General features: G+C 69.3%; 23 protein-coding genes. 12 read left to right on the top strand and 11 right to left on the bottom strand.

All coding sequences use genetic code 11. The annotated features are described in order from the left end of the window. Positions 1-12 precede the first annotated feature (12 nt). Genes G6N60_RS03490 through ttfA form a run of 4 tightly spaced genes read right to left on the bottom strand, consistent with a single transcriptional unit; the run spans position 13 to position 3,150 of the window. Positions 13-654 carry a TrmH family RNA methyltransferase gene (locus tag G6N60_RS03490; protein WP_163732616.1) on the bottom strand — a complete coding sequence of 214 codons (642 nt, stop codon included), beginning with the start codon at positions 652-654 and terminating at the stop codon, positions 13-15. Continuing rightward, the gene (locus G6N60_RS03485) at positions 651-1,529 is read right to left on the bottom strand and encodes a hypothetical protein (RefSeq protein WP_163732613.1); all 879 of its coding nucleotides are present in this window, start codon (positions 1,527-1,529) and stop codon (positions 651-653) included. Before G6N60_RS03485 ends, G6N60_RS03490 begins: the two co-directional genes overlap by 4 nt. Further along, positions 1,530-2,306: an SDR family NAD(P)-dependent oxidoreductase gene (locus G6N60_RS03480; RefSeq protein ID WP_163732610.1), complete on the bottom strand. Its 777-nt coding sequence runs from the start codon at positions 2,304-2,306 to the stop codon at positions 1,530-1,532. It abuts the gene before it with no gap. Positions 2,307-2,343: 37 nt separating this feature from the next. After that, positions 2,344-3,150 carry a trehalose monomycolate transport factor TtfA gene (gene ttfA, locus G6N60_RS03475; RefSeq protein ID WP_163732607.1) on the bottom strand — a complete coding sequence of 269 codons (807 nt, stop codon included), beginning with the start codon at positions 3,148-3,150 and terminating at the stop codon, positions 2,344-2,346. 110 nt (positions 3,151-3,260) lie between these two features. Between ttfA and G6N60_RS03470 the strand changes: the two genes are divergently transcribed. Further along, positions 3,261-3,938, top strand: coding sequence for an SDR family NAD(P)-dependent oxidoreductase (locus G6N60_RS03470; protein ID WP_163732604.1), 678 nt, complete (start codon positions 3,261-3,263; stop codon positions 3,936-3,938). Positions 3,939-4,010: 72 nt separating this feature from the next. Here the strand turns inward: G6N60_RS03470 and clpB are convergent, their stop codons facing one another. Further along, the gene (clpB, locus tag G6N60_RS03465) at positions 4,011-6,557 is read right to left on the bottom strand and encodes an ATP-dependent chaperone ClpB (protein WP_163732601.1); all 2,547 of its coding nucleotides are present in this window, start codon (positions 6,555-6,557) and stop codon (positions 4,011-4,013) included. A gap of 179 nt (positions 6,558-6,736) precedes the next feature. On the opposite strand from clpB, the gene G6N60_RS03460 reads away from it, so the two are divergent. From G6N60_RS03460 to G6N60_RS03450, 3 genes are read left to right on the top strand one after another with little or no spacing between them, the layout of a single operon-like run. Then, a complete protein-coding gene (locus G6N60_RS03460; RefSeq protein WP_163732598.1) occupies positions 6,737-7,390 on the top strand; it encodes a GAP family protein in 654 nt (217 codons plus the stop codon). A gap of 16 nt (positions 7,391-7,406) precedes the next feature. Then, positions 7,407-8,561, top strand: a complete 1,155-nt coding sequence (locus tag G6N60_RS03455; RefSeq protein ID WP_163732595.1) for an FAD-binding oxidoreductase — start codon at positions 7,407-7,409, stop codon at positions 8,559-8,561. Between the two features lie 18 nt (positions 8,562-8,579). Next, entirely contained in the window at positions 8,580-9,488 is a 909-nt protein-coding gene (locus tag G6N60_RS03450) for an aldose 1-epimerase (protein WP_163732593.1), read from the top strand. Between the two features lie 56 nt (positions 9,489-9,544). On the opposite strand, the gene G6N60_RS03445 is transcribed toward G6N60_RS03450, so the two are convergent. The 6 genes from G6N60_RS03445 to G6N60_RS03420 all read right to left on the bottom strand — a co-directional run bounded on the left by G6N60_RS03445 (position 9,545) and on the right by G6N60_RS03420 (position 15,659). After that, on the bottom strand, positions 9,545-9,931 hold the full coding sequence (locus G6N60_RS03445; RefSeq protein WP_443678362.1) for a heat shock protein transcriptional repressor HspR: 387 nt from the start codon (positions 9,929-9,931) through the stop codon (positions 9,545-9,547). Beyond that, a complete protein-coding gene (gene dnaJ / locus G6N60_RS03440) occupies positions 9,928-11,103 on the bottom strand; it encodes a molecular chaperone DnaJ (protein ID WP_163732586.1) in 1,176 nt (391 codons plus the stop codon). The genes G6N60_RS03445 and dnaJ overlap by 4 nt, the downstream gene beginning before the upstream one ends. Before the next feature lie 36 nt (positions 11,104-11,139). Next, a complete protein-coding gene (gene grpE / locus G6N60_RS03435; RefSeq protein ID WP_163732583.1) occupies positions 11,140-11,820 on the bottom strand; it encodes a nucleotide exchange factor GrpE in 681 nt (226 codons plus the stop codon). After that, positions 11,817-13,679, bottom strand: coding sequence for a molecular chaperone DnaK (dnaK, locus tag G6N60_RS03430; protein ID WP_163732580.1), 1,863 nt, complete (start codon positions 13,677-13,679; stop codon positions 11,817-11,819). The genes grpE and dnaK overlap by 4 nt, the downstream gene beginning before the upstream one ends. Positions 13,680-13,844: 165 nt before the next feature. Further along, positions 13,845-14,684 (bottom strand): alpha/beta hydrolase family protein, encoded by an 840-nt coding sequence (locus G6N60_RS03425; protein ID WP_163732575.1) that lies wholly within the window; start codon positions 14,682-14,684, stop codon positions 13,845-13,847. A gap of 12 nt (positions 14,685-14,696) precedes the next feature. Then, the gene (locus G6N60_RS03420) at positions 14,697-15,659 is read right to left on the bottom strand and encodes a GlxA family transcriptional regulator (protein WP_163732571.1); all 963 of its coding nucleotides are present in this window, start codon (positions 15,657-15,659) and stop codon (positions 14,697-14,699) included. A 95-nt stretch (positions 15,660-15,754) separates the two neighbouring features. Between G6N60_RS03420 and G6N60_RS03415 the strand changes: the two genes are divergently transcribed. Genes G6N60_RS03415 through G6N60_RS03380 form a run of 8 tightly spaced genes read left to right on the top strand, consistent with a single transcriptional unit; the run spans position 15,755 to position 23,928 of the window. Further along, on the top strand, positions 15,755-16,444 hold the full coding sequence (locus G6N60_RS03415; RefSeq protein ID WP_163732568.1) for an HD domain-containing protein: 690 nt from the start codon (positions 15,755-15,757) through the stop codon (positions 16,442-16,444). Beyond that, positions 16,441-17,232 (top strand): alpha/beta fold hydrolase, encoded by a 792-nt coding sequence (locus tag G6N60_RS03410; RefSeq protein WP_163732565.1) that lies wholly within the window; start codon positions 16,441-16,443, stop codon positions 17,230-17,232. Before G6N60_RS03415 ends, G6N60_RS03410 begins: the two co-directional genes overlap by 4 nt. A 30-nt stretch (positions 17,233-17,262) precedes the next feature. Then, complete coding sequence (locus tag G6N60_RS03405; RefSeq protein WP_163732562.1) at positions 17,263-18,063, top strand: class II aldolase/adducin family protein; 801 nt, start codon at positions 17,263-17,265, stop codon at positions 18,061-18,063. A 50-nt stretch (positions 18,064-18,113) separates the two neighbouring features. Beyond that, positions 18,114-18,656 (top strand): hypothetical protein, encoded by a 543-nt coding sequence (locus tag G6N60_RS03400; RefSeq protein WP_163732559.1) that lies wholly within the window; start codon positions 18,114-18,116, stop codon positions 18,654-18,656. A gap of 38 nt (positions 18,657-18,694) precedes the next feature. Next, complete coding sequence (locus tag G6N60_RS03395) at positions 18,695-20,074, top strand: mycothione reductase (RefSeq protein WP_163732556.1); 1,380 nt, start codon at positions 18,695-18,697, stop codon at positions 20,072-20,074. Further along, positions 20,071-21,483: a glucose-6-phosphate dehydrogenase gene (gene zwf, locus G6N60_RS03390; protein ID WP_163732553.1), complete on the top strand. Its 1,413-nt coding sequence runs from the start codon at positions 20,071-20,073 to the stop codon at positions 21,481-21,483. Before G6N60_RS03395 ends, zwf begins: the two co-directional genes overlap by 4 nt. Beyond that, complete coding sequence (locus G6N60_RS03385) at positions 21,476-23,308, top strand: glycoside hydrolase family 15 protein (protein WP_163732550.1); 1,833 nt, start codon at positions 21,476-21,478, stop codon at positions 23,306-23,308. Before zwf ends, G6N60_RS03385 begins: the two co-directional genes overlap by 8 nt. Then, positions 23,305-23,928 carry a TIGR03085 family metal-binding protein gene (locus tag G6N60_RS03380; protein ID WP_163732547.1) on the top strand — a complete coding sequence of 208 codons (624 nt, stop codon included), beginning with the start codon at positions 23,305-23,307 and terminating at the stop codon, positions 23,926-23,928. The genes G6N60_RS03385 and G6N60_RS03380 overlap by 4 nt, the downstream gene beginning before the upstream one ends. Positions 23,929-24,014: the final 86 nt, after the last annotated feature.

Genomic DNA, 24,014 nt, shown 5'->3' with positions numbered 1-24,014 from the left:
TCCGATCCTGCCCTACCAGGCCTGAGATGTGTCGGCATGCGCCATGATCCAGGCGTGCATGGCGATGCCGGCCGCCACCGCGGCGTTGATGCTGCGCGTCGAACCGAACTGCGCGATCGACACCGTCGTCGCGGCGCCGAGGCGCGCCGCATCGGTGATGCCGGGGCCCTCCTGCCCGAAGATCAGCAGGCAGTGCCGCGGCAGCCGGGTGCGTTCGAGGGGAACGGCCCCGGGCACGTTGTCGACCGCGACGACCTCGAGCCCCGCCTCCGCGGCGAAGGCGAGCAGGTCCTCGGTGGTGGCGTGGTGGCGCAGCCGCTGGTAGCGGTCGGTGACCATGGCGCCGCGGCGATTCCAGCGACGCTTGCCGACGATGTGCACGGTGTCGACGGCGAAGGCGTTGGCCGTCCGCACGACCGTGCCGATGTTGGCGTCGTTGCCGAAGTTCTCGATCGCGACGTGCAGGGGGTGCCTGCGGCGGTCGATGTCGGCGACGATGGCGGCCCTGGTCCAGTAGCGGTAGGCGTCGACGACGTTGCGGGTGTCGCCGTCGCGCAGGAGCTCCGGGTCGTAGCGGTCGTCGTCCGGCAGGGGGCCGTCCCACGGGCCGACGCCGGGCCCCGTCCCCCACTCGGTGGGACCGGGCTCGTTCACCTGGTCGTCCACAGCGCGGCGTGGGTGCCGACGACGGCGACCGTGGCATACAGCAGCGCCTGGTTGATCTCGCCCTGACTGCACAGCGATCCGCGCACCGAGACGGCGTCGAGCGACGAGTCGGGCAGCACCAGCATCGACGCGCCGTACGCCGAGCACGCGTAGGACAGCCCCTTGCCCGGCAGCGTCGGGGTGATCTGCAGCATCAGTGGCCCGCCGCGCCGGATCGAGTCGTCGCGGTAGCGCGAGGCCAGCCCGCTGACGTCGAGGCCGAGCAGCATGTAGCCGTTGCCGCGGAAGGCGGTGGGCTCGCCCAACACCGCGGGCGTGAGCTGCGACCCGTCGGCGTCGAACGCGTCGACGCTGGTGGACTTCAGCACCAGGCCGGTCTCGGAGTCGCTGGTCTGGCTCAACCCGACGGGGAACGACGCGCCGTAGGCGGCGATGGTGCCGGGGATGCGGTCCTGCGGTGAGTACACGTACACCCCGCGCACCTGCGTCTGGTCCCGCAGCGGGCCCAAACACACTGTGCCGGAGAGCTTTTCGGGATTCGGCGACGCGGCGGGCTGGACGTCGAGACTGGTGACGCCCGAGCAGCTGCCGACCGCGGTGCTCTCGATCGGATGCGCGAGCGCACCGTAGAGACCGAACCTCAGCGCGTCGGCCCTGGCGTGCTGGCCGTTCGCGGCCGACGCGTCGACGTCGACGAGGACGTAGTCACCGTCGAAGCGGAGGTTGGCCGCGGTGACGTGCCACCCGAGCACCGACAGCGCGTCGCCGATCTTCGCGCCCGTGGTGGCGTACGGGCTCGGCGGCGGACTGTCCGAGCACGCGACGAGGACCAGCGCCAGCAGCAGGCCGACGAGTGCGCGCACTCAGGTGCGTCCGCGGCCGCGCCCGACCACCTTGGTCGCCGCCCGCACCAGACTCCGCGGCACCACCCGCGCGGCGGTCGTCAGCACCTTGTACTGCAGCCCGGGAACGATCACCACGCTGCCCTTGGCGACGTTGGCGAGGCAGTCGGTGACGACGTCGTCCACCTCGAGCCAGAACGCCGAGGGGGTGCCCTCCATGTCGATGCCCGCGCGCGCGTGGAACTCGGTCCGCACGAAACCGGGGCACACCACGTGCACGCCGACGCCCGTGCCGTCGAGTCCGTTGGCGAGCCCCTCGGAGAACGAGATCACCCATGCCTTTGACGCCGAGTACGTCGACCCGCGACCGGGCAGCAGTCCCGCGACGCTGGCCACGTTGATGACGGTGCCCGCACGGGTGGCGAGCATCGGGGGCAGCGCGGCGTGCGTCAGCGCCATGACGGCGGTGACGTTGACGTCGAGCTGCGACTGCAGCATGGCCAGGTCGGCGCTCCAGAACTCGCCCGACGTGCCGAACCCCGCGTTGTTCACCAGGACCCGCACGCCGGCGGCCAGCCGATCGGCCACCGTGACCCGGTCGTCGGCCTTGGCCAGGTCGGCGACGAGCACCTCGACGTCCACCCCCGCGTGGGCCCGCAGCTCCTCGGCCAGTCGCTCGAGGCGCTCGACGTCGCGGGCAACGAGGACCAGGTCGTAGCCATCGGAGGCGTAGCGACGGGCGAAGCCTTCGCCGAGGCCGGAGGTCGGTCCGGTGATGAGTGCGACGGGCCGGGACATGCCGCCAGGCTAACTCAGCACCCGCGGGGCGCCGCGGCTACCGCTGGTAGTGCGCGGACTGCCGGCCGTTGCGGACCGGCGGTCGCTGCTGGGTGAAGCGGCCGACGTCGCCACGACCGGGAGGCGCATCGCTGCGGCCGGCGGGGAGTTCGGCGGGACGCGCGGCGAGGGGCCGGCTGGGCGAGCCACCGCGGCGGGCGATCGCCTGACCGGCGACGCCGTTCTGTCCTGGCTGCGGGATGGGCGGCAGCACGCGCAGGAGGTCGTTGAACTGCCGGACGGTCAGCAACCCCTCGTCCCACTGCGCGCGGGTGCTGGTGATGGGCATGCTGACCAGCGTCCAGTGCTGCTCGTTCCACATGATCTCGGCGCAGTCGGGGGCCGCGTGCGCGAAGGTCACCATGCGGCGGTCGCAGGCCCGGCGGGCGGCGTCGAGGTTGGTGGAGTACACCATCCGCGGGCCGATGGCGCCCAGCAGCCAGATGTCGCTCTCGCGCGGCTCCTTGATGTCCTTCAGCCGGACGTCGACGACGACGTTGGTGCCCACCTTGCGGTGCAGCGCGATGACGGTGGCCACGTCCTCGAGGTCGAAGATGAAGACGGCCTCGCCGCGGATCTGGCCGAGGACCACGTTCTTGGCGGACACGTCGCCGACGGTGGACATCACGCCGCGCTTCCAGCGCTTGACGATCTCGTCGGATTCGCTCTCGTAGTCGAAGCCGTGCGACTTGGCCCACGACTTGCGACGTCTGCCCAGGCCGCGACGTTTGTCGAGGTCGATGTACAGAAGTACGGCCGCCCCCACGAAACAGAGAGCGGACAGCGTGAACCAGAGCGGGACCATTGCGCCCTAGCCTACTGGTTGGTACGGGGTTCGCTCGAACTCCAAGAGATCACAAACGGGTCACACCGCGTCACAGCCCTCACTCGCGGATCACGCGCAGACTGGGTCCCGTGAGTGAACTCTCGGGCCAGGCCTTCCTCGTCGTCGGCGCCACCGGTGCCCTGGGCTCCCGCATCGCGTTGCGGCTGGCGGACCTCGGGGCCGAGCTGACGATCAGCGGTCGCTCCGGCGAGGCCCTCACCGCCCTCGACGTGGCCCGCGCGCACGCCGTGCCGGCCGACCTGCGCGAGCCGGATGCCGCGCGCTCGATGGTGGCCGCGGCCGTCGAACGGCACGGTCGGCTCGACGGGCTAATCGTCGCCGCCGGGGTGGTGGCGTTCGGTCCGCTGACCGACATCGACGACGACACCGTCGACGACCTGGTGCTCGTCGACTTCCTCGCGCCCCTGCGCCTGATCCGCGCCGCGCTACCGGTCATGGCGCCGGGCGGGGTGATCCTCGGCATCAGCGCCGTGGTCGCGGAGAAGCCCCTGCCCAACATGGCGGTCTACTCGGCGGCGAAGGCGGCAACCGCGGCGCTGTTCACCGCCGTCCGCACCGAGGCGCGACGCCGCAAGGTCCGGGTCGTCGACGTCCGGCCACCGCACACCGAGACGGGTCTCGCGGGCCGCGCGATCGCGGGCGAGGCGCCCAAGCTACCGACCGGACTGGACCCCGATGCCGTCGCCGAGCGCATCGTGGCGGCCGTCCTCGGCTCGGAGACCGACGTCCCGAGCACCGCCTTCTAGCCCCGCGAACAGACGCAAAGGGCCCTCAATCAGGCACATTGAGGGCCCTTTACGTCTGCTCGGCGGAGCAGGTCAGCCCAGGATCAGCGTCTCGCCGTCGGGGCTGACGTTGACCGGCACTACGTCGCCGTCGTGCACGTCGCCCGCGAGCAACAGCTTGGCGAGCTGGTCGCCGATGGCCTGCTGAACCAGCCTGCGCAGCGGACGCGCCCCGTAGAGCGGGTCGAAGCCGCGGTCGGCCAGCCACTGCTTGGCGGGTAGCGACACCTCGAGCTGCAACCGGCGCTGAGCGAGCCGCCGCTGCAGCTGCTGCAGCTGGATGTCGACGATGCGCACCAGCTCGTCGGGCTTGAGCGAATCGAAGATCAGCACGTCGTCGAGGCGGTTGATGAACTCGGGCTTGAACGCCGCGCGCACCGCCGCCATCACCTGCTCCTCGCTGCCGCCGGCACCGAGGTTCGACGTCAGGATGAGGATGGTGTTGCGGAAGTCGACCGTGCGGCCCTGGCCGTCGGTCAACCGGCCCTCGTCGAGCACCGCGAGCAGCACGTCGAACACGTCCGGGTGGGCCTTCTCGACCTCGTCGAACAGCACGACGGTGTAGGGCCGCCGCCGTACCGCCTCGGTCAGCTGACCGCCCTGGTCGTAGCCGATGTAACCGGGAGGCGCACCGACGAGCCGCGCGACGGAGTGCTTCTCGCCGTATTCGCTCATGTCGATGCGGACCATCGCCCGCTCGTCGTCGAACAGGAAGTCCGCCAGCGCCTTGGCCAGCTCGGTCTTGCCGACGCCCGTCGGACCGAGGAAGAGGAACGATCCGGTCGGCCGGTTGGGGTCGGCGACGCCGGCCCTGGCGCGGCGCACCGCATCGCTGACGGCCTGTACGGCCTTCGTCTGCCCGACCACGCGCTTGCCGAGCTCGTCCTCCATGCGCAGCAGCTTCGCGGTCTCGCCCTCCAGCAACCGGCCGGCGGGGATGCCGGTCCACGCCGCCACGACGTCGGCGATGTCGTCGGGCCCGACCTCCTCCTTGAGCATGACGTCGGTCTGGGCCTGCGCGGTCGGCAACGCGGCGTCGAGCTTCTTCTCGATCTCCGGGATGCGGCCGTAGCGCAGCTCGGCGGCCTTGGCGAGGTCACCGTCGCGCTCGGCGCGCTCGGACTCACCGCGCAGCGTGTCGAGCTGCTCCTTCAGTTCGCGGACGACGTCGATCGCGCCCTTCTCGTTCTGCCAGCGCGTGGTCAGCTCCGAGAGCTTCTCCTTGTAGTCGGCCAGTTCGCCGCGCAGCTTGTCGAGGCGGTCCTTCGACGCGTCGTCGGACTCCTTGGCCAGCGCCATCTCCTCGATCTCGAGGCGGCGCACGACGCGCTCGACCTCGTCGATCTCCACCGGCCGCGAGTCGATCTCCATGCGCAGGCGCGAGGCGGCCTCGTCGACGAGGTCGATGGCCTTGTCGGGCAGGAAGCGGCTGGTGATGTAGCGGTCGGACATCGTCGCCGCGGCCACCAGGGCCGAGTCGGTGATGCGCACGCCGTGGTGCACCTCGTAGCGGTCCTTGAGCCCGCGCAGGATGCCGACGGTGTCCTCGACCGACGGCTCGCCCACCAGCACCTGCTGGAAGCGACGCTCCAGCGCGGCGTCCTTCTCGATGTACTTGCGGTACTCCTCGAGCGTGGTGGCGCCGACCATGCGCAGCTCGCCGCGGGCCAGCATCGGCTTGATCATGTTGCCGGCGTCCATCGCGGACTCACCGGTCGCACCAGCCCCCACGATGGTGTGCAGCTCGTCGATGAACGTGATGACCTGTCCGGCGGAATTCTTGATGTCGTCGAGGACGGCCTTGAGGCGCTCCTCGAACTCGCCGCGGTACTTGGCGCCCGCGACCATCGAACCGAGGTCGAGGGAGACGACGGTCTTGTCGCGCAGACTCTCGGGCACGTCGCCCTCGATGATGCGCTGGGCAAGGCCCTCGACGATGGCGGTCTTGCCGACGCCCGGCTCGCCGATGAGCACCGGGTTGTTCTTCGTGCGACGGCTCAACACCTGCACGACGCGACGAATCTCGTTGTCGCGCCCGATGACTGGGTCGAGCTTGCCCTCGCGGGCGGCCGCGGTCAGGTCGGTGGAGTACTTCTCCAGCGCCTGGTAGGAACCCTCGGGGTCGGGGCTGGTGACGCGGGCGCTGCCACGGACCTTGACGAACGCCTCGCGCAGCGCCTGCGGTGACGCGCCGTGGCCCGTGAGGAGCTTGGCGACGTCGGAGTCACCGGTCGCGAGGCCAACGAGGAGGTGTTCGGTGGAGACGTATTCGTCGTCCATCTCGGTGGCCAGCTGCTGGGCCGCGGTGATCGCCGCGAGCGACTCGCGCGACAGGTTCGGCGTCGAGTTGGCGCCGCTGACCTTGGGCAGTCGGTCGAGCAGGCTCGCTGCCTCGGTGCGGATGATCGATGGATCGACACCGACGGCTTCGAGGAGGGGCGCCGCGATCCCTTCGTTCTGGGTGAGCAGTGCCATCAACAGGTGGGCGGGCCGGATCTCCGGGTTGCCGGCGGCGGTGGCCGCCTGCAGCGCCGAGGTCAGCGCCGCCTGGGTCTTCGTGGTCGGGTTGAACGAGTCCACGACACCTAACCTTTCTGGGGTTGTGAAGCAGGGAAAATGTTTCTCGCTTGGTCCAACGCAGTCAAGGTTGAGTCTGTTCCGCTCAAGTCTGACCAATTTCGCCGAGCCGGACGCCAGGGGTCGTGGCGTCGCGACGATGACGGCCCTCTCGGCGCCTCGGGCTTGCTAGGTTGACCCCGATGCTGGCCGAACTGATCCCCCTGGCGCTGGTGGTCGCCCTGTCCCCGCTGTCGATCATCCCAGCGGTGCTGGTGCTGCAATCGCCACGGCCCCGGCCGACGAGCCTGGCCTTCCTCCTCGGGTGGATCGTCGGACTGGCCGTGGTCACGCAGCTCTTCGTCGAGGTGTCCAGCCTCGTGGGCGGCGGGCTGGACCGGCCACCACCGCCGTGGGCGTCGTGGGCCCGCGTCGTCGCGGGCGCGCTGCTGATCACCTTCGGCCTCTACAAGTGGCTCACCCGGAAGAGCTCCGAGCACTCGCCGAAGTGGATGAGCAGCTTCGCCTCGATCACGCCGCCGCGCGCCGCCGTCACCGCGCTCGTCCTGGTGGTCGTCAATCCCAAGGTGCTGTTCATGTGTGCCGCAGCGGGTTTGGCGATCGGCACCGAGGGCCTGGATCGGCTGGGCGCCGAACTCGGCGTGCTCTACTACGTGGTGATCGCGGGTTTCAGCGTCGTGCTGCCGATCGTCGCGTACGCGGTGTCCGGGGATCGTCTCGACCCGACGCTCGCCCGCGTGAAGGACTGGATGGAGGCGCAGCACGCGACGCTCGTCGCGGCGATCCTCGTCGTCCTCGGCGCTCTCGTTCTGTACAAGGGCCTGCACGGCATGTGACTTACACTCCGAAGGCGTGGGACTCGACGACGGTGACGCGCTGAGGACACTGCGCACCGCTCTCGATTCCGAGGAGTTCGTGCGTCGCTTCTACACCCGCTGGTTCGCCGTCGACCGATCGGTCGGAGATCTCTTCCCGCCCGACATGGACCGCCAGCGCACGGTGTTCGCGCGAGCGATGACCTGGCTGCTCGGCGAGATCATCGAGCAGCGGGCCGAGGAGCCCGTCGCGTTCCTCGCCCAGCTGGGCCGCGATCATCGCAAATACGGTGTGACACAAGCACATTACGACAGCCTGCAGGATGCGCTGACGACGACGCTGCGAAGCCAGCTGATCGACCGGTGGGACGACCGTCTCGCCGACACCGCCGACGCGGCCATCAGCCTGATCGTCGGCATCATGAGGGGCGCGGCCGACGCCGAGCAGGGCCCACCCTTCCGCGACGGCACGGTCGTCGAGCACCACCGGGTGACCCGCGACGTCTCGGTCATCCGGCTGCGGCTCGACGAGCCACTGCCCTTCCACGCCGGCCAGTACGTCACCGTGCAGGTGCCACAGTGGCCGCGGCGCTGGCGCTGCCTGAGCCCGTCGATCCCCGCCGACCCCGACGGCGGCATCGAGTTCCACGTGCGCTCGGTGCCCGGCGGTACGGTCAGCACCGCGATCGTCGGGGAGACCGCGGTCGGCGACCGGTGGCGGCTGTCCAACCCCCACGGCGCGCTGCACGTGGACCGCGGCGGTGGGGACGTATTGATGGTCGCGGGCAGCACCGGATTGGCGCCGTTGCGTTCGATCATCTTGGACCTCAGTCGGTTTGGCGTGAATCCGCGGGTGCACCTGTTCTTCGGGGCGCGGTACCCGTGCGATCTCTACGACCTCAGGACGCTGTGGCAGGTCGCCTCCCAGCATCCGTGGCTGTCGGTGACCCCGGTGTCGGAGTACTCCACCAACCCACCGTGGGCCGGCGACTATCCCGCCGTCGACCCGCCACGGGGGTTGCACGTCCGACAGACCGGACTGCTGCCCGACGTGGTGACGCGCTACGGCGGCTGGGGTGACCGGCAGATCCTGATCTGCGGTGGCCCACGGATGGTGGCGGCGACGAAGGCCGCGCTCGTCGCCAAGGGGGCCGACCCGCACGGCATCCAGCACGATCCGCTCGCCGGCTGAACGTGACAGAATCGCGCCATGTCGGAGTTTGACGCCTACACGCTGCAGGACCCGTCCTCGTCCATGACGGCGACCGTCGTACCGCAGGCGGGCATGGTGGTCACGTCGTTCGCCGACGGTGACGACGAATTCCTCGGCCAGCGGCGCGGCCTGGACGCCTACATCACTGCGGGCAAGACGATGGGCATCCCGATCCTGTACCCGTGGGCAAATCGCTTGAGCGCCAGCAAGTATGGGATCAACGGTGCGGTCGTGACGCTGACGCCCGGCACCGGTGGCGTGCGGACCGACGAGCACGGGGTGCCGCTGCATGGCGTGCTCGCGGCCTACCCGGGTTGGCTCGTCACCGAGCGGTCGGAGAGTTCCCTGACGGCCGTGCTCGACTTCGGCGGCACCCCGCGACTGCTCGCGTCGTTCCCGTTCCCGCACGTGCTGACCCAGCGGGTGTCGCTGCAGGACCGCACCCTGACGGTCGAGACCACCGTGATGCCGACGACCGCCGCCTCGGTGCCACTGTGTTACGGCTACCACCCCTACCTTCAGGTGCCGGGCGTGCCGCGCGCGCAGTGGGTGCTCGAGACGCCCGCCATGCGCCACGTGCTGGTGGACAACTGGGGGCTCCCGACGGGTGCGCACGAGGAGTGGGCCGCGACGTCGGATGCGTTGGGAGACACGCACTATGACGACGGCTTCGACCAGGTGCCCGAGGGCGCGGTGTTCGCGCTGTCGGGCGGTGGCCGACGGATCGAGGTGACCTACGTCAAGGGGTACCCCGCCGCCCAGCTCTTCGCTCCCGGCAACGACGACGTCGTCGGCATCGAGCCCATGACGGCTCCCACCGACTCGCTGCGCCGCGGCGGTTACCGGTTCGCCAACGCGGGCAAGCCCGAGAAGACCGCCTTCACGATCTCGGTCTCGCGACACTGAATCTCAGGACGCCGGACCGGGGTCGAGCGTCGCGAGGATCAGTCTCGAGCGGTGAGCTAGCGCTTGCCGCGCGGCTGCCAGACGACCAGCGCCGTGCTCTTCGGCACGACCGCCAGGTCGCGACGCTGGTTCGCGCGCAACCGATCCAGCTCCTCGGCCATCTCGCGCACCCGCGACTGCAGGGCCTCGACCTGATTGGTCAGCTCGATGATCCGCTTGATGCCCGCGAGGTTGACGCCCTCGTCCTGCGACAGCCGCTGCACCTCGCGGAGCAGGTCGACGTCGTGCTGGGAGTACCGGCGCCCGCCGCCCGAGCTGCGCTGCGGACTGACCAGCCCGAGCCGGTCATAGGTCCGCAGCGTCTGGGCGTGCATGCCCGCCAGCTCGGCGGCCACCGAGATCAGGAAGGTGCGCGCGTCGTCGGCCTTCCGATTGGCCATCACGCACCTGCCCATCCGGCCCGCGGATCGAACCCGCTGGCCCGCTCGGCCTTCGCGTAGGCTTCCAGCGCCTCGGCCGCCTCCCCCTCGAGGTTGGGCGGCACCGCGACCTTGACGGTGACCAGGAGGTCGCCATGCCCGCCGCCGCGCTTGGGCACCCCGCGTCCGCGCACCCGCAGGATGCGACCGTCCGAGGTGCCCTTCGGCACCCGGACGCCGACCTTGCCCTCCAGGGTGGGCACCGAAAGCGTGGTGCCGAGCGCCAATTCGTGGAAGCTGACGGGCACCGTCACGGTGAGGTCATCGTTCATCCGGCCGAACACCTTGTCCGGCCGCACGTGCACGGTCACGAACAGGTCGCCCGACGGGGCGCCCCGCAGACCGGCCTCACCCTGGCCAGCGAGCCGAATGCGTTGGCCGTCTTCGACTCCCGGGGGGATGCGCACGTTGATGGTGCGGGTCCTGGTCGTCACGCCGGTGCCGTGGCACTCCTCGCACGGCTCCTCGATGATCGAACCGCTGCCCCGGCACTCCGTGCACGGCTCGGAGAACCCGAAGGCCCCCTGGTTGCGATTGATCACGCCGGCGCCGTTGCAGTTCGGGCACACCTTGGGACTGGTGCCCGGACGCGCCCCGCTGCCATGGCAATTGGTGCACGGCGCCGGGCTGGTCAGCCGCAGCGGCATGGCCACGCCCTTGGTGGCCTCGAGGAACGAGAGTTCGGTCTCGGTCTCGAGGTCGTTGCCGCGGCGCGGACGGCTGGGCCGGGGCTGTTGAGCGCCCCGGCCGAACAGCCCACCGAACAGGTCGCCGATGTTCGCGCCACCGGTCTGCGGGGCGGCGTCGAACAGGTCGCCGAGGTTGAATTCGACTCCGTCACCGCCGAATCCGCCGAAGTTGCCGCCCCCGCCGCCGTTGAAGCGACGGCCGCCACCGTTGGCGAAGAGCCGACGCGTCTCGTCGTACTCGGCGCGCTTGGTCTTGTCCGTGAGGACGTCCTTGGCCTCGCCGACCGCCTTGTACCGTTCCTCGGCCGCCGGGTTGTTCGGATTGCGGTCGGGATGGTTCTCGGCCATCAGCTTGCGGGCGACCCGCTTGATCTCGTCTTCGCTGGCGTCGGAGGAGACGCCGAGCTCCTTGTAGAAGTCCTTCTCAACCCATTCTCGCTGGACCATGCAGCGTCACCTCCTCACCTTCTGCTCGCATTCCTGCTACTTGGTTGATTCTGAGTTCACTTCGACGTCGTGGGCGCTACCGGCACGGGTTGGGTCCGTCGTGTCGGAATCCACGACGCCGACCATCGCGTGCCGGAGCACCGGACCGTCGCCAAGGCGGTAGCCCTGGCGCATGACGGTGCCGATCACCGGATTGCTGCCGTCACCCTCGTGCTGGACGGCCTCGTGCAGCGACGGGTCGAACGGGTCGCCCTCCGCTCCGAAGGGCACCAGCCCGATGGTCTGCAGCGCGCCGGTCAGCTTGTCCGCCACCGACTTCAGCGGCCCGGACTCCAGGTCGCCGTGGCGGCGGGCGCGCTCGAGATCGTCGAGCACCGGGAGCAGCTGGGTGGCCGCGAAGGCCTTGCCCCGTTCCGCGGCGGCCTGCTCCTGGCGGACCGCCCGTTTGCGGTAGTTGTCGTATTCGGCTTTGACGCGTTGCAGCGTCGCCTTGAGCTCGGCGGCTTCGTCGGTCTCGACGACGGGTTCCGGCTCCGACGCCGGCCCACTGGGGGCCGACGCCGGGCTCGAATCGGATCCCGCGTCGGTACGCTCCTGCCCTCCACGGACTTCACCCGTTTCGGGATCGACTCGCCGTTTGTCGGTGACGGTCACCGGCTCGTGCGGATCGTTCGCCTGCCCGAATTTTCTTCGCGCAAGCGGCTCATCGCCAGTCACTTGCGCTCCTGCTCGTCGTCGTCGACGACCTCCGCGTCCACCACGTTGTCGTCGGCCTGGGAGGTGGAACCAGCGGCACCACCGGCGCCGCCCTGCTCGGCCTGGGTGGCCTCGTAGATCGCCTGGCCGAGGGCCTGGGACTCGACGCCCAGCTTCTCCATCGCGGACTTGATGGCCGTGATGTCGTTGCCCTCCAGCGCCGACTTCGCTTCTGCGACAGCCGATTCCACCTTGCCGAGCGTCTCCTCGGGAACCTTGGAGCCGCCTTCGGCCTCCCGCTGCTCCTTGATGAACTTCTCGGTCTGGTAGACCAAGGCCTCGGCGTCGTTGCGGGCGGTCGCCTCTTCACGACGCTTGCGGTCCTCCTCGGCGTGCGCCTCGGCGTCCTTGATCATCCGATCGATGTCCTCCTGGGAGAGGCCGGAGCCCTCCTGGATCTTGATCGTGTTCTCCTTGCCGGTGCCCTTGTCCTTGGCGGTGACGTGCACGATGCCGTTGACGTCGATGTCGAAGGTGACCTCGATCTGCGGCGTGCCACGCGGGGCGGGCGGGATGCCGGTCAGCTCGAAGCTGCCGAGCAGCTTGTTGGCCGACGCGATCTCGCGCTCACCCTGGAAGACCTGGATCTGCACCGACGGCTGGTTGTCGTCGGCGGTGGTGAAGGTCTCCGACCGCTTGGTGGGGATCGTGGTGTTGCGCTCGATGAGCTTGGTCATGACGCCACCCTTGGTCTCGATGCCGAGGCTCAGCGGGGTCACGTCGAGCAGCAGCACGTCCTTGACCTCACCGGCCAGCACACCGGCCTGCAGTGCGGCGCCGACGGCCACGACCTCATCCGGGTTGACGCCCTTGTTGGGCTCCTTGCCACCGGTGAGCTCCTTGACCAGATCGGTCACGGCGGGCATGCGGGTGGAACCACCCACCATGACCACGTGGTCGATCTCGGAGACCGAGATGCCCGCGTCGGCGACGACGGACTGGAACGGCTTGCGGGTGCGGTCCAGCAGATCCTGGGTGATCTTCTGGAACTCGGCGCGACTGAGCTGCTCGTCGAGGAACAGCGGGTTCTTGTCCGCGTCGACCGTGATGTAGGGCAGGTTGATCGAGGTGCTCTGCGAGCTGGACAGCTCGATCTTCGCCTTCTCGGCGGCCTCGCGCAGACGCTGCATGGCCATCTTGTCCTTGGTCAGGTCGATGCCTGCCGAGGCCTTGAACTTGTCGACGAGCCACGTGACGATGCGGTCGTCCCAGTCGTCGCCACCGAGGTGGTTGTCACCGGAGGTCGCGCGGACCTCGACGACACCGTCGCCGATGTCGAGCAGCGAGACGTCGAACGTGCCGCCACCGAGGTCGAAGACCAGGATGGTCTGGTCCTTGTCGGCCTTGTCGAGGCCGTAGGCCAACGCCGCCGCGGTGGGCTCGTTGACGATGCGCTGCACCTCGAGGCCGGCGATCTGGCCGGCTTCCTTGGTGGCCTGGCGCTGAGCGTCGTTGAAGTACGCCGGCACGGTGATGACCGCGTCGGTGATGTCCTCGCCCAGGTAGCTCTCGGCGTCGCGCTTGAGCTTCATCAAGATGCGCGCGCTGATCTCCTGAGGGGTGTAGTCCTTGCCGTCGATCGCCACGGACCAGTCGGTGCCGATGTGGCGCTTGACCGAGCGGATCGTCCGGTCGACGTTGGTGACTGCCTGGTTCTTGGCGGGCTGACCGACCAGCACCTCGCCGTTGCGCGCGAATGCGACGACCGACGGGGTGGTACGTGAGCCCTCCGAGTTCGCGACGACGACGGGTTCCCCGCCCTCGAGCACGGCGACGACGGAGTTGGTGGTCCCGAGGTCGATACCGACCGCACGAGCCATAGTTACTGCCTCCTGTATAGAAAACGCGTTACGGGTCTGAGTGGACCACGCTCAAGCTTGCCCCCGCGGGTGCGGTGTGTCAAACCAGAGTTGAGCGAACTTCACTCAAGTTGTCGACCTGAGCAACCAGGGTGGTGGCGAATTCATTCCCCGCCGCGGGGGGGCTCAGCGGCCCGTCAGCTCCCGCACCGCGGCGACGCACGCGTCCCACGCCGGGGTGCCGACGGTGATCGGGCCGAAGTGGTCGCCGTCGACGGTGCGCAACTCGGTGGTGTCACCGGCCCGGCGGGCCGCGTCGACGAAGTCCTGCGACTGGGTGATGGGCACCAGCGTGTCGGACGTGCCGTGCACGCAGATCGACCGCACGCCCAGGGGGACCCGCGCCGTCGGCGACGCTTGGGCGTACGCATCGGGCCGCTCCGCAGGCGAGCCGCCGAGGAACGCGTCGACGGCGCCCCCGCCGAGCCCCTCGGCAGAGGCGCGGACGAGGTCGAGCACGCCGGCCTGGAGCACGGCGCCCGTCAACTCGACCGCACCACCGCGCCGAGCCGCGAGCCACCCCGCGAGCTGCCCGCCGGCCGAATGTCCCAGTGCCACCACGTGATTCAGGTCGAGACCAGGTCGTCCGCGGAGCGCGTCCACCGCAGCGGCGACGTCCTCGCCCGTCTGCGGCCACCCACCGCCCTCACCGACCCTGCGGTACTCGACGTTGCACGTGGCGAAGCCCCGCCCCACCAGATCGACGGCCAGCGGACGGCCGAGTTCGGCGCCGTAGCTGGCCGACCAGTACCCGCCGTGGATGATCACGACGACCGGGGCGGGCGCCGATCCCGACGGCACCGTCAGCTCGGCGTACTGGCTGGGGGACGGTCCGTAGGCGTAGCGCACCGCCCCATCGTCGTCGCCGCTCGCCCGCGGCGCACCCGTCGAGCACCCCGCCATCACGGCGGCGAGACCTCCGGCGAGCCCGAGCGCCGTGCGCCTGCCGAACCGTTCGCCGTTCATCGACCCATTCCGTCAGACGCGCGCGACATAACTCGAACGGTACTGGTGCGGCGGCACCCCCACGATGCGCACGAAGTGGTAGCGCAGCGACGCGTGCGAGGCGAAACCGGACTGCTCCGCCACCAGGTCCATCGGCAGCCGGGTGGACTCGAGCAACCTGCGGGCGCGGTCGACGCGCATCTGAAGCAGGAGCTGCAGGGGCGTGGTGCCGAGACGTTGGCGGAAGTGGCGGTTGAGACTGCGCACGCTCGTCGCGGCATGGTCGGCGATCGCGCGCAGGTCGAGCGGTTCGAGCGCGTGCTCCTCCATCCACCGCACCGTCGACTGCAGGGAGTGCGAATCATCCTCCGGCAGAACGGTTTCGGCGTAGGGTGCCTGTCCGCCGTCGCGCCAGCTCGGCAGGACCAGCCGACGGGCGGTCCGGCCGGCGAGGTCGGCACCCGCGTCCTGCCGAATGAGGTGCAGGCAGAGGTCGAGGCCCGCCGCGACGCCGGCCGACGTCAGAACGCGGCCGTCCTCGACGAACATCGCCGCGGCGTCGACGTCGACCCTCGGATGGCGTCGCGCCAACTCCCCGGCCCACTGCCAGTGCGTGGTGGCCCTCCTGCCATCGAGCAGGCCGGAGGCGGCGAGGGTGAACGCCCCGACGCAGATGGACCCGATGCGGGCGCCCGCATCGTGGGCCGCGCGCAACACGTCGAGCACCTGGCGGTCGGGTGGGGTGAGGAAGTCGCGCCTGCCGGGCACGATGACGACGTCGGCGGCGATCGCGTCCTCGACGTCGTACGGCGATCGGATCTCGACCGCACCCCACTCGAGCGTGGTGCTGACGCCGTCGTGCGCGCAGATGCGGACGTCGTAGCGCGGGTCGGCGGACGTCTCGGCCAGCGCCACGTTGGCCATGCCGAAGACCTGTCCGGGAGTCATCAGTTCGAAGCCCAGCACCTGGTCGCATCCGAGCACGGCGATGATCATGGCCAGATCTTAAGCGAGGTTGTCCATCTAGCCACTGGCGTCTGGGGTGGCGACGGCGCAGCCTCGAAGGGCACCGCCTTCAGGAAGGACCCGCCATGCCCCCGCCCGACGCCGCCCCCGCCGTCGAGTTCGGACTGCCCGACACGGCGATCGCCGTCGCCGCGCGCCGGCTCACCTGGGACGTCTCGCCCGAGTTCGTCTACAACCACGCCGTGCGCAGCTACCTGTTCGCGCGGGAGCTCGCGGCCCACCTCGCACCGGCCGACGACGCTCCCGACGACGAGCTGTTGTTCCTCACCTGCGTCCTGCACGACCTGGGCGCCACGGACCATGCGAACACCGATCAGCGGTTCGAGGTCGACGGTGCGGACGCCGCCGCGCGCTTCCTCGACGAGTGGGGCGTCGAGGCCGGCCTCGTCCAGACGGTGTGGACGGCGATCGCGCTGCACACCAGCGTCGGGCTGGCCCACCGCTTCGGACCGCTCGCCGCCGTCGCCCAGGCGGGCATCGGCACCGACATCGCGGGCACCCAGAGACGGCTGCTCTCACCGCATTTCAGCGACCGCGTGCACGCCGCCTGGCCGCGCCACGACCTCGGGTTCGCCTTCGCCGGCATGCTCGCCGAGCAGGTGCAACGCAATCCGGCCAAGGCGCCGCCGCTCACGTTCCCCGCCCACGTGCACCAGCTGCTGCATCCATCGCCCGCCGCACCGACGTGGTTCGACGTCGTCGATGGCGCGGGGTGGGGCGACCGGCCGGTCGCATTCGCGAAAGAGCCCTCATGACAGACACTTTTGACGAGCAACGGGTGCAGGTGGAGGGTGGCGCGCTGAGCGTGCGCCGCCGGCGCGGCCGCGGCCCGACGCTGCTGTTCCTGCACTACTGGGGCGGCAGTGGTCGCACGTGGGACCCGGTGCTCGGACACCTCGACCCGCGCACGCCGGTCGCGACCTACGACCACCGCGGCTGGGGACGGTCGGCGGGCCTGCCCGGCCCCTACGGCCTGACGCAGCTGGCCGCTGACGCCACGGCCGTCGTCACCGCCCTCGACACCGACGTCGTGCTCGTCGGACATTCCATGGGAGGAAAGGTCGCTCAGCTCGTCGCCGCCGAAAGACCCTCTGCTCTCACAGGTTTGATCCTCGTCGCGCCCGGGCCACCCGAGCCCCCCGCCGCGATCACGCCGGACTTCCAACGGCAGCTGGCCCACGCCTACGACACCGCCGACACCGTGGCCGAGGCCGTCGACCACGTCCTGACCGCGGTCCCGCTCACGGAATCACTGCGCGCCATGGTCATCGAGGACAGCCTCGCCGGCGCACAGGACGCCCGTCTCGAGTGGCCGCTGCACGGCATCGCCGAGGACGTCACGGCAGCGGCCCGTCAGATCACCGTCCCCACCGCGGTGATCGCCGCCGGCCGCGACGTCGTCGAGCCGGTCGACGTGCTGCGCCGGCACCTGCTGCCGTTCATCCCCGGCGCGCGACTCCACGTGCTCGACGGGCCGGGGCACCTGATTCCGCTCGAAGCGCCAAGAGTGCTCGCCGAGCAGCTGGCGACGTTTCTCATCTGACCCCTAGCCCGCGGACGTAGCATCGACCCCATGGTGGACACCGCAATCGAAGACGCCGCGAAGCTCGCCGGCGGTAACGCCGCGTCGCTGTTCCCCCGCACGGACCGTACGGTCGACGAGGAGCGGTTGCACCGCAAGCAGAATCTCGCCGCCGCCTTCCGGCTGTTCAGTCGGTTCGGGTTCGACGAGGGCGTGGCCGGCCACATCACTGCGCGCGATCCCGAACTCACCGATCACTTCTGGGTGAACCCGTTCGGCACGCACTTCGGCCACATCCGGGTCAGCGACCTCCTGCTCGTCCGGCACGACGGCGAGATCGTGCACGGCGATCGGCCGGTGAACGCGGCGGCGTTCGCCATCCATTCTCAGGTGCACGCGGCGCGTCCCGACGTGATCGGCGCGGCGCATTCGCATTCGGTCTACGGCAAGACGTGGTCGACCCTCGGTCGTTTGCTCGATCCGATCACCCAGGACGCCTGTGCGTTCTACGACGACCACGCGCTCTTCGACGACTACTCCGGAGTGGTGCTCGATCTCGAAGAGGGCAAGCGCATCGCGCATGCCCTCGGCGATCGCAAGGCGGCCATCTTGCGCAACCACGGACTGCTCACGGTCGGCCAGTCCGTGGAGGAGGCCGCGTGGTGGTTCATCACCATGGAGCGGTCGTGCCAGGCCCAGTTGATGGCCGAAGCTGCGGGCCACCCGGTGCTCATCGACGACGAGATGGCTGCGCTGACCCGCGGCCAGGTGGGCAGCCACTTCGCAGGCTGGTTCAGCTTTCAGCCGCTGTTCGCCAAGATCACCCGGGAGCAACCCGATCTCTTCGACTGAGGGTGAGTCACTACAGTCACTTTCGTCACAACCTGCGTAGCCTGTGAACGATGAGGGCACGCCTGGTCGCGGTGAGCGCGATCGCCGTCGGCGCGCTACTGGCCGGTTGCCAGTCCACGGTTCCCGGCAACCCCCAGGGCAGCGGCGCCAACCCCGCCGAGCCGAGCGTCCCGACGTCGCAGCCCACCAGGACCACCCCGTCGACGCCGCCGCCGAGCCCGCCGTCGTCCCCGTCGGCGACCGCCGCCCCACCGCGGCAGACGCTCGCGCCCCAGAACGGCTACGTCTTCATCGCTACCAGGTCCGGCCAGACGCGCTGCCAGATCAGTTCGACGAACGTCGGTTGCGAGGCACCGTTCAGCAATGCACCACAGGTCGACGGTGAGCCGGCCAACGGCGTCGAGGTGACCGCGGACGGCCACCTGCGGTGGATTCTCGGCAACCTCGGCGACATCCCCGTCGTCACCATCGACTACAGCACGTACTCGGCTCAGGGGTGGACGATCGTGGCCACCGAGGACGGCACCCGTTTCACCAACGACGCCACGCACCACGGCATGTCCGTGGCCACCCAGGGAGCAGAAGCCTTCTAGGGGTTTAGGCCGACCATCCGACAGGGAAGGTTAGCCCGGTGAAGCACTACGATCTCGCAATCATCGGCTCGGGTTCGGGCAACTCGGTCATCGACGACGCGATGGCCGACTGGGACATCGCTCTCGTCGAGGAGCGCCGGGCCGGTGGCACCTGCCTCAACTACGGCTGCATCCCCTCGAAGATGCTCGCCTACACCGCCGAGGTGGCCGACACCGTGTCCGACGCAGACGACTTCGACGTCGATGCCCAGAAGCGTGGCGTGCGGTGGAATGCCTTGCGGGACCGCGTGTTCGGGCGTACCGACCAGCAGTCCGACGAGGGCCGCAAGGGTCGCGAAGAAGCCGACAACGTCACCTACTACCAGGGGCACGCCGAATTCACCGGCCCGCGGCGCCTGGTCGTCACCGACGAGGACGGCAATCGGCACGAATTCACGGCGGATCGGATCGTGATCGCCAACGGCGGCCGACCCGTGATCCCCGACGTCGTCGCCGACTCCGGCCTGCCCTACGAGACGTCGGACACGATCATGCGGATCGACACCGCGCCGCGTCGGCTCGCCGTCCTCGGCGGCGGTTACATCGCCGCCGAATTGGCGCACGTCTTCTCGGCGGCCGGAGCCGAGGTCACCATCATCGAGAAGAACGACCTACTCCTCGGCGGACCGCAGGACGACGACATCCGCCACACGTTCACCGACCTGATGCGCGCCCGGTGGGATCTTCGACTCAACGCCGAGCTGCAGGCCATCGCCGGTGAGCCGGGCCACCTGACGTTGACACTGTCCGATGGCAGCACCGTCACCGCCGACACACTGCTGGTCGCCTCCGGCCGCACCCCCAACGCCGACCGTCTCAACGCCGAGGCCGGCGGCGTCGAGGTCGACGACCACGGCCGGATCTCGGTCGACGCATTCGGCCGAACCAGCGCCGATGGCGTCTTCGCCCTCGGGGACGTCAGCTCACCGGTTACGCTCAAACACGTGGCGAATCGCGAGGCCGACGTGGTCAAACACAACCTGTTGCATCCCGATCGGCTCCGCGCCGCCAGCCACGACCACGTGCCCTCGGCCGTCTTCACCCAACCCCAGATCGCATCGGTCGGGATGACCGAGGACCAGTGCCGCAAGGACCACCCGGACTACCTCGTCGGGCGGCGGGACTTCTCCGACGTCGCCTACGGCTGGGCCATGCAGGACACCGACGGCTACTGCAAGGTGCTCATCGACGGGAACACCGACCTGGTGCTCGGCGCGCACGTCATCGGACCCCAGGCCGCGACGCTGATCCACGTCTTCGTGATGGCCATCGAATTCCAGCTCACCGCAACCGATCTCGCGCGACGACCCTACTGGATCCATCCGGCGCTCACCGAAGTGGTCCAGAACGCACTGCTCGACGTAGCGGCCGCGGCATGAGCGACCAGGAGCGGCCCGGGCCGCACGTCTTCGTATTGTTCGGCGCTACCGGTGATTTGGCCAAGCGCAAGCTCTTCCCGGGGCTGTACCGCTTGGCGGCGGCGGGCCGACTTCCCGAGGAGTACGCGATCATCGGGTCCGGGCGCCACTCGCCGGGGTCCGACGACGAGTTCCGCGACAAGATCAAGGGCAGCCTGGAGGAATTCGTCGGCGAGCTCGACGGCAAGGTCGTCGATGACCTGTTGGGCCGGTTGACCTTTCAGACTTCCGACGCCGACGACGGTACGGACCTCGCCGCCGCCGTGCGCGACGCCCACTCGCGTCTCGGCGAGGACTCCCGCACCCTGATCTACTTGTCGATACCGCCCAAGGCCACCCAGGCCATGATCAAGATGCTGGGCAAGGAAGGCCTGACCGACGACGCCCGCGTCGTCGTCGAGAAGCCGTTCGGCACCGACCTGGAGTCCTCGCGCGAACTCGACGCCGCGCTCAAGGACGTCATCGACGAGGACCAGGTCTACCGGATCGATCACTTCCTCGGAAAGGAAGCGGTCCAGAACATCCTGGCGCTGCGCTTCGCCAACGGCCTCATCGAACCGGGATGGAACCGCGACAATCTGGTGTCGGTCCAGATCGACGTGCCCGAGGAACTGACGGTCGAGGGTAGAGGCGCGTTCTACGAGTCCACCGGATGCTTCCGCGACATGATCTCCACCCACCTGTGCCAGGTGCTGGGCTTCGTGGCGATGGAGCCGCCCGTGCATCTGGACCCCACCGCGTTGCGCAACGAGAAGGCCAAGGTCTTCGCGGCCATGCAGCCGCTGAACCCGGACCGCGTCGTGTTCGGCCAGTACGAGGGTTACCGCGACGAGGAGGGCGTGGCCGACGACTCGAAGGTCGAGACGTTCGTCGCGCTGGAGACGTTCGTGGACACCGAGCGGTGGCAGGGCGTGCCGTTCCTGTTGCGCACCGGCAAGGCACTGGGCGCCACCCGACGCACCGTGACGCTGACCTACCGCACGCCCCCGAAGGGCCGCTTCGGGGACAGCGACTATGGACCCAACCAGCTGATGCTCGAGCTGAGCGACACGCCGAAGTTCGGGGTCGAGCTGGTGGCCAAGCGACCGGGTCCGCGAATGGACTTGGTGCCGTTGACCTTTCATCTCGACGTGGGTGAGGAAGACCCCGACGACGTTCCCCTCGAGGCCTACGAGCGGCTGCTGCTCGACGTGATGCGCGGCGACCAGACGCTGTTCACCAGGGCCGACGAGGTGGACCGGCTGTGGGAGATCTGCCAACCCGTGCTCGACAACCCCCCGCCGGCGCTGCCGTACGCGCGCGGTTCCTGGGGGCCCGACGAGGCGATCGTCCTGGCGGGGCCGGACGGGTGGCGACTGCCCGATGCCTGATCACTGGCCCGCGATCGCTAATCACGGGCTGATCGGGGACTTGAGAACCTGCGCACTGGTCGCCACGGACGGCACCATCGATTGGTTCTGTTCGCCCCGCTTCGACTCGCCCAGCGTGTTCGGCTCCATCCTCGATCCCGATCGCGGCGGCAGCTGGACCCTGACCCCGACGTGCGAGGTCTCCCGCACGCAGCAGTTCTACTTTCCCGACACCGCCGTCCTCATCACGCGCTTCCTCACCGAGGACGGGGTCGCCGAGGTGCACGACTTCATGCCGGTGCTCGGCGCGGGCGACCCGGCGCACCGCCAGCGCATCGTCCGGCGAATCACCGGGGTACGCGGCAAGATCCGCCTCCGCACGCGCGTCGACGCCAGGCCCGACTACGGACGCCGGCGATGCAGGGCCGAGCAGGACGGCGACGGCGTGCTCATCACCGGCGACGGCATGCGCCTGGGCCTCATCGGGTCCGCCGACCTCTCCATCGACGACGAGGACGAGAACACCTGCGTCAGCGCCGAAGTCGAACTCCTGAAGGGCGATCGAGCCCTGTTCGTGCTGGAGATCCTCGACGGGGACGACGTGCCGTCGCGCAACGGCATCGACATGTCCGACTCGCTGTTCGACGAGACCACGTCCTTCTGGCGTTCCTGGTTGAGCCAGTCGCGCTACGTCGGCCGGTGGCGCGAGGTGGTGCACCGGTCGGCGATCACCCTGAAGCTACTGACCCACGAGCCGACCGGGGCCGTGATCGCCGCCCCGACCACCAGCCTGCCCGAACACATTGGTGGAGAACGGAACTGGGACTACCGCTACGTGTGGGTGCGTGACGCTGGCTTCAGTCTCTACGCCCTGCTGCGACTGGGCTTCACCGCCGAGGCCCGCGCGTTCATCGGCTGGCTGTCGGAGCGACTCGGCCACGAGCGCAACGAGAACCACGACCTGGGGCCGCTGCGGGTGCTCTACGACATCGACGGCAAGCAGCCCACCGAGGAGTCCGAACTCGACCATCTGCGCGGCTACCGTGACTCGACGCCGGTGCGGGTGGGCAACGCGGCAGTGGACCAACTGCAGCTCGACATCTACGGCGAGCTGATCGATTCGATCTACCTGTTCAACAAGTACGGCGCCGGCATCAGCAGCGACGCCTGGGACGACGTCGTGCAGGTCGTCGAGTGGGTGACCGAGAACTGGGACCGCGACGACGCCGGCATGTGGGAGGTGCGCGGAGAGACCAAGGCGTACACCACCTCTCGACTGTTCTGCTGGGTGTCGCTCGAGCGCACCATCCGGGTGGCGCGCCAGCGCGGGCTGCCGGGTGACCTGGCGGCGTGGTGCAGGACACGCGACGAGATCTACGAGCGGATCATGTCGCGGTGCTGGAACGACGACCTGCAGGCCTTCACCCAGACCGAGGACGGCACCGACCTGGACGCGGGCGTGCTGCTGATGCCGATGGTGAAGTTCCTCTCGCCTGCCGATCCAAAGTTCCTATCCACCCTCGAAGCCGTCGAGAAGGAACTCGTCATCGACAGCCTGGTGTTCCGCTACAGCCTGGAGTCCGACGGTCTGGACGGCGAGGAGGGCACGTTCTCGCTGTGCTCCTTCTGGTACGTCGAGGCGCTGACCAGAGCGGACCGACTCGAGGACGCCCAACTGGCGCTGGAGAAGATGTTCACCTACGCCAATCACGTGGGCCTGTACGCCGAACAGGTCAGCGCCACCGGTGACCAGGTGGGCAACTTCCCGCAGGCCTTCACCCACTTCGCGCTCATCAGCGCGGCGATCAACCTGGATCGCGCACTCGACAAGAAGGAACGACCATGACCGTCGCACAACGGGAACGTGCCGCACTCGTCACCACCATGCGCGGCGTAGGCCCAGACAAACCCACCCTGTGCGGGGACTGGACGACCCGGGACCTCGCCGCGCACCTGGTGATTCGCGAACGGCGGCTCGACGCGGCGCCGGGCATCCTCGTCCCGCGACTGGCCGGTTACACCGAGCGGGTGCAGAACCAGGTGGCCGCGGAGAACGACTGGAACGTGCTCCTGGACCAGATCGCGGCGGGCCCGCCGCTGCTGTCACCGTTCAAGCTGCTCGACCCCTTCGTCAACGTCGCCGAGATGTTCATCCACCACGAAGACGTCCGGCGTGCCGAAAGCGGTTGGCAGCCACGGGAACTCGATGGGGAGACGACGGCGTCGGTGGCGAAGCAGGTCGGCCTGATGTCGCGGCTGACGATGTCCAAGGCGCCCGCCCGGGTGTCGCTGCGCACGCCGGACGGCACGACCCTCGCCACCGTCGGCAAGGGTCCCGAGGTCGTGGTGACCGGCGCCCCCGGTGAGCTGCTGATGTTCATCTCCGGTCGCGACGAGGCGAAGATCGAGTTCTCCGGCGACGACTCCGCGGTGCAGGCGGTCCGTGACGGCGAGCGCGGCCTCTAGTCCCTCCCGCGAACAGACGCGAAAGTGTCGCAGCCTCGGCGTGTTGCGACATGTTTGCGGCTGCTCGCGAGGGGCTGGGCGGCCCA

This window comes from Mycolicibacterium madagascariense (genome assembly GCF_010729665.1).
GTDB lineage: Bacteria > Actinomycetota > Actinomycetes > Mycobacteriales > Mycobacteriaceae > Mycobacterium > Mycobacterium madagascariense.
This window is presented reverse-complemented; position numbering and strand designations above follow the sequence as displayed.

Excerpts from the sequence above, each read along its gene's own strand:
- G6N60_RS03480 (WP_163732610.1), bottom strand. The coding sequence starts at position 2,306 with ATGTCCCGGCCCGTCGCACTCATCACCGGACCGACCTCCGGCCTCGGC.
- ttfA (WP_163732607.1), bottom strand. The coding sequence starts at position 3,150 with ATGGTCCCGCTCTGGTTCACGCTGTCCGCTCTCTGTTTCGTGGGGGCG.
- G6N60_RS03460 (WP_163732598.1), top strand. The coding sequence starts at position 6,737 with ATGCTGGCCGAACTGATCCCCCTGGCGCTGGTGGTCGCCCTGTCCCCG.
- G6N60_RS03450 (WP_163732593.1), top strand. The coding sequence starts at position 8,580 with ATGTCGGAGTTTGACGCCTACACGCTGCAGGACCCGTCCTCGTCCATG.
- dnaJ (WP_163732586.1), bottom strand. The coding sequence starts at position 11,103 with ATGGTCCAGCGAGAATGGGTTGAGAAGGACTTCTACAAGGAGCTCGGC.
- dnaK (WP_163732580.1), bottom strand. The coding sequence starts at position 13,679 with ATGGCTCGTGCGGTCGGTATCGACCTCGGGACCACCAACTCCGTCGTC.
- G6N60_RS03425 (WP_163732575.1), bottom strand. The coding sequence starts at position 14,684 with ATGAACGGCGAACGGTTCGGCAGGCGCACGGCGCTCGGGCTCGCCGGA.
- G6N60_RS03420 (WP_163732571.1), bottom strand. The coding sequence starts at position 15,659 with ATGATCATCGCCGTGCTCGGATGCGACCAGGTGCTGGGCTTCGAACTG.
- G6N60_RS03415 (WP_163732568.1), top strand. The coding sequence starts at position 15,755 with ATGCCCCCGCCCGACGCCGCCCCCGCCGTCGAGTTCGGACTGCCCGAC.
- G6N60_RS03410 (WP_163732565.1), top strand. The coding sequence starts at position 16,441 with ATGACAGACACTTTTGACGAGCAACGGGTGCAGGTGGAGGGTGGCGCG.
- G6N60_RS03405 (WP_163732562.1), top strand. The coding sequence starts at position 17,263 with ATGGTGGACACCGCAATCGAAGACGCCGCGAAGCTCGCCGGCGGTAAC.
- G6N60_RS03400 (WP_163732559.1), top strand. The coding sequence starts at position 18,114 with ATGAGGGCACGCCTGGTCGCGGTGAGCGCGATCGCCGTCGGCGCGCTA.
- zwf (WP_163732553.1), top strand. The coding sequence starts at position 20,071 with ATGAGCGACCAGGAGCGGCCCGGGCCGCACGTCTTCGTATTGTTCGGC.
- G6N60_RS03385 (WP_163732550.1), top strand. The coding sequence starts at position 21,476 with ATGCCTGATCACTGGCCCGCGATCGCTAATCACGGGCTGATCGGGGAC.
- G6N60_RS03380 (WP_163732547.1), top strand. The coding sequence starts at position 23,305 with ATGACCGTCGCACAACGGGAACGTGCCGCACTCGTCACCACCATGCGC.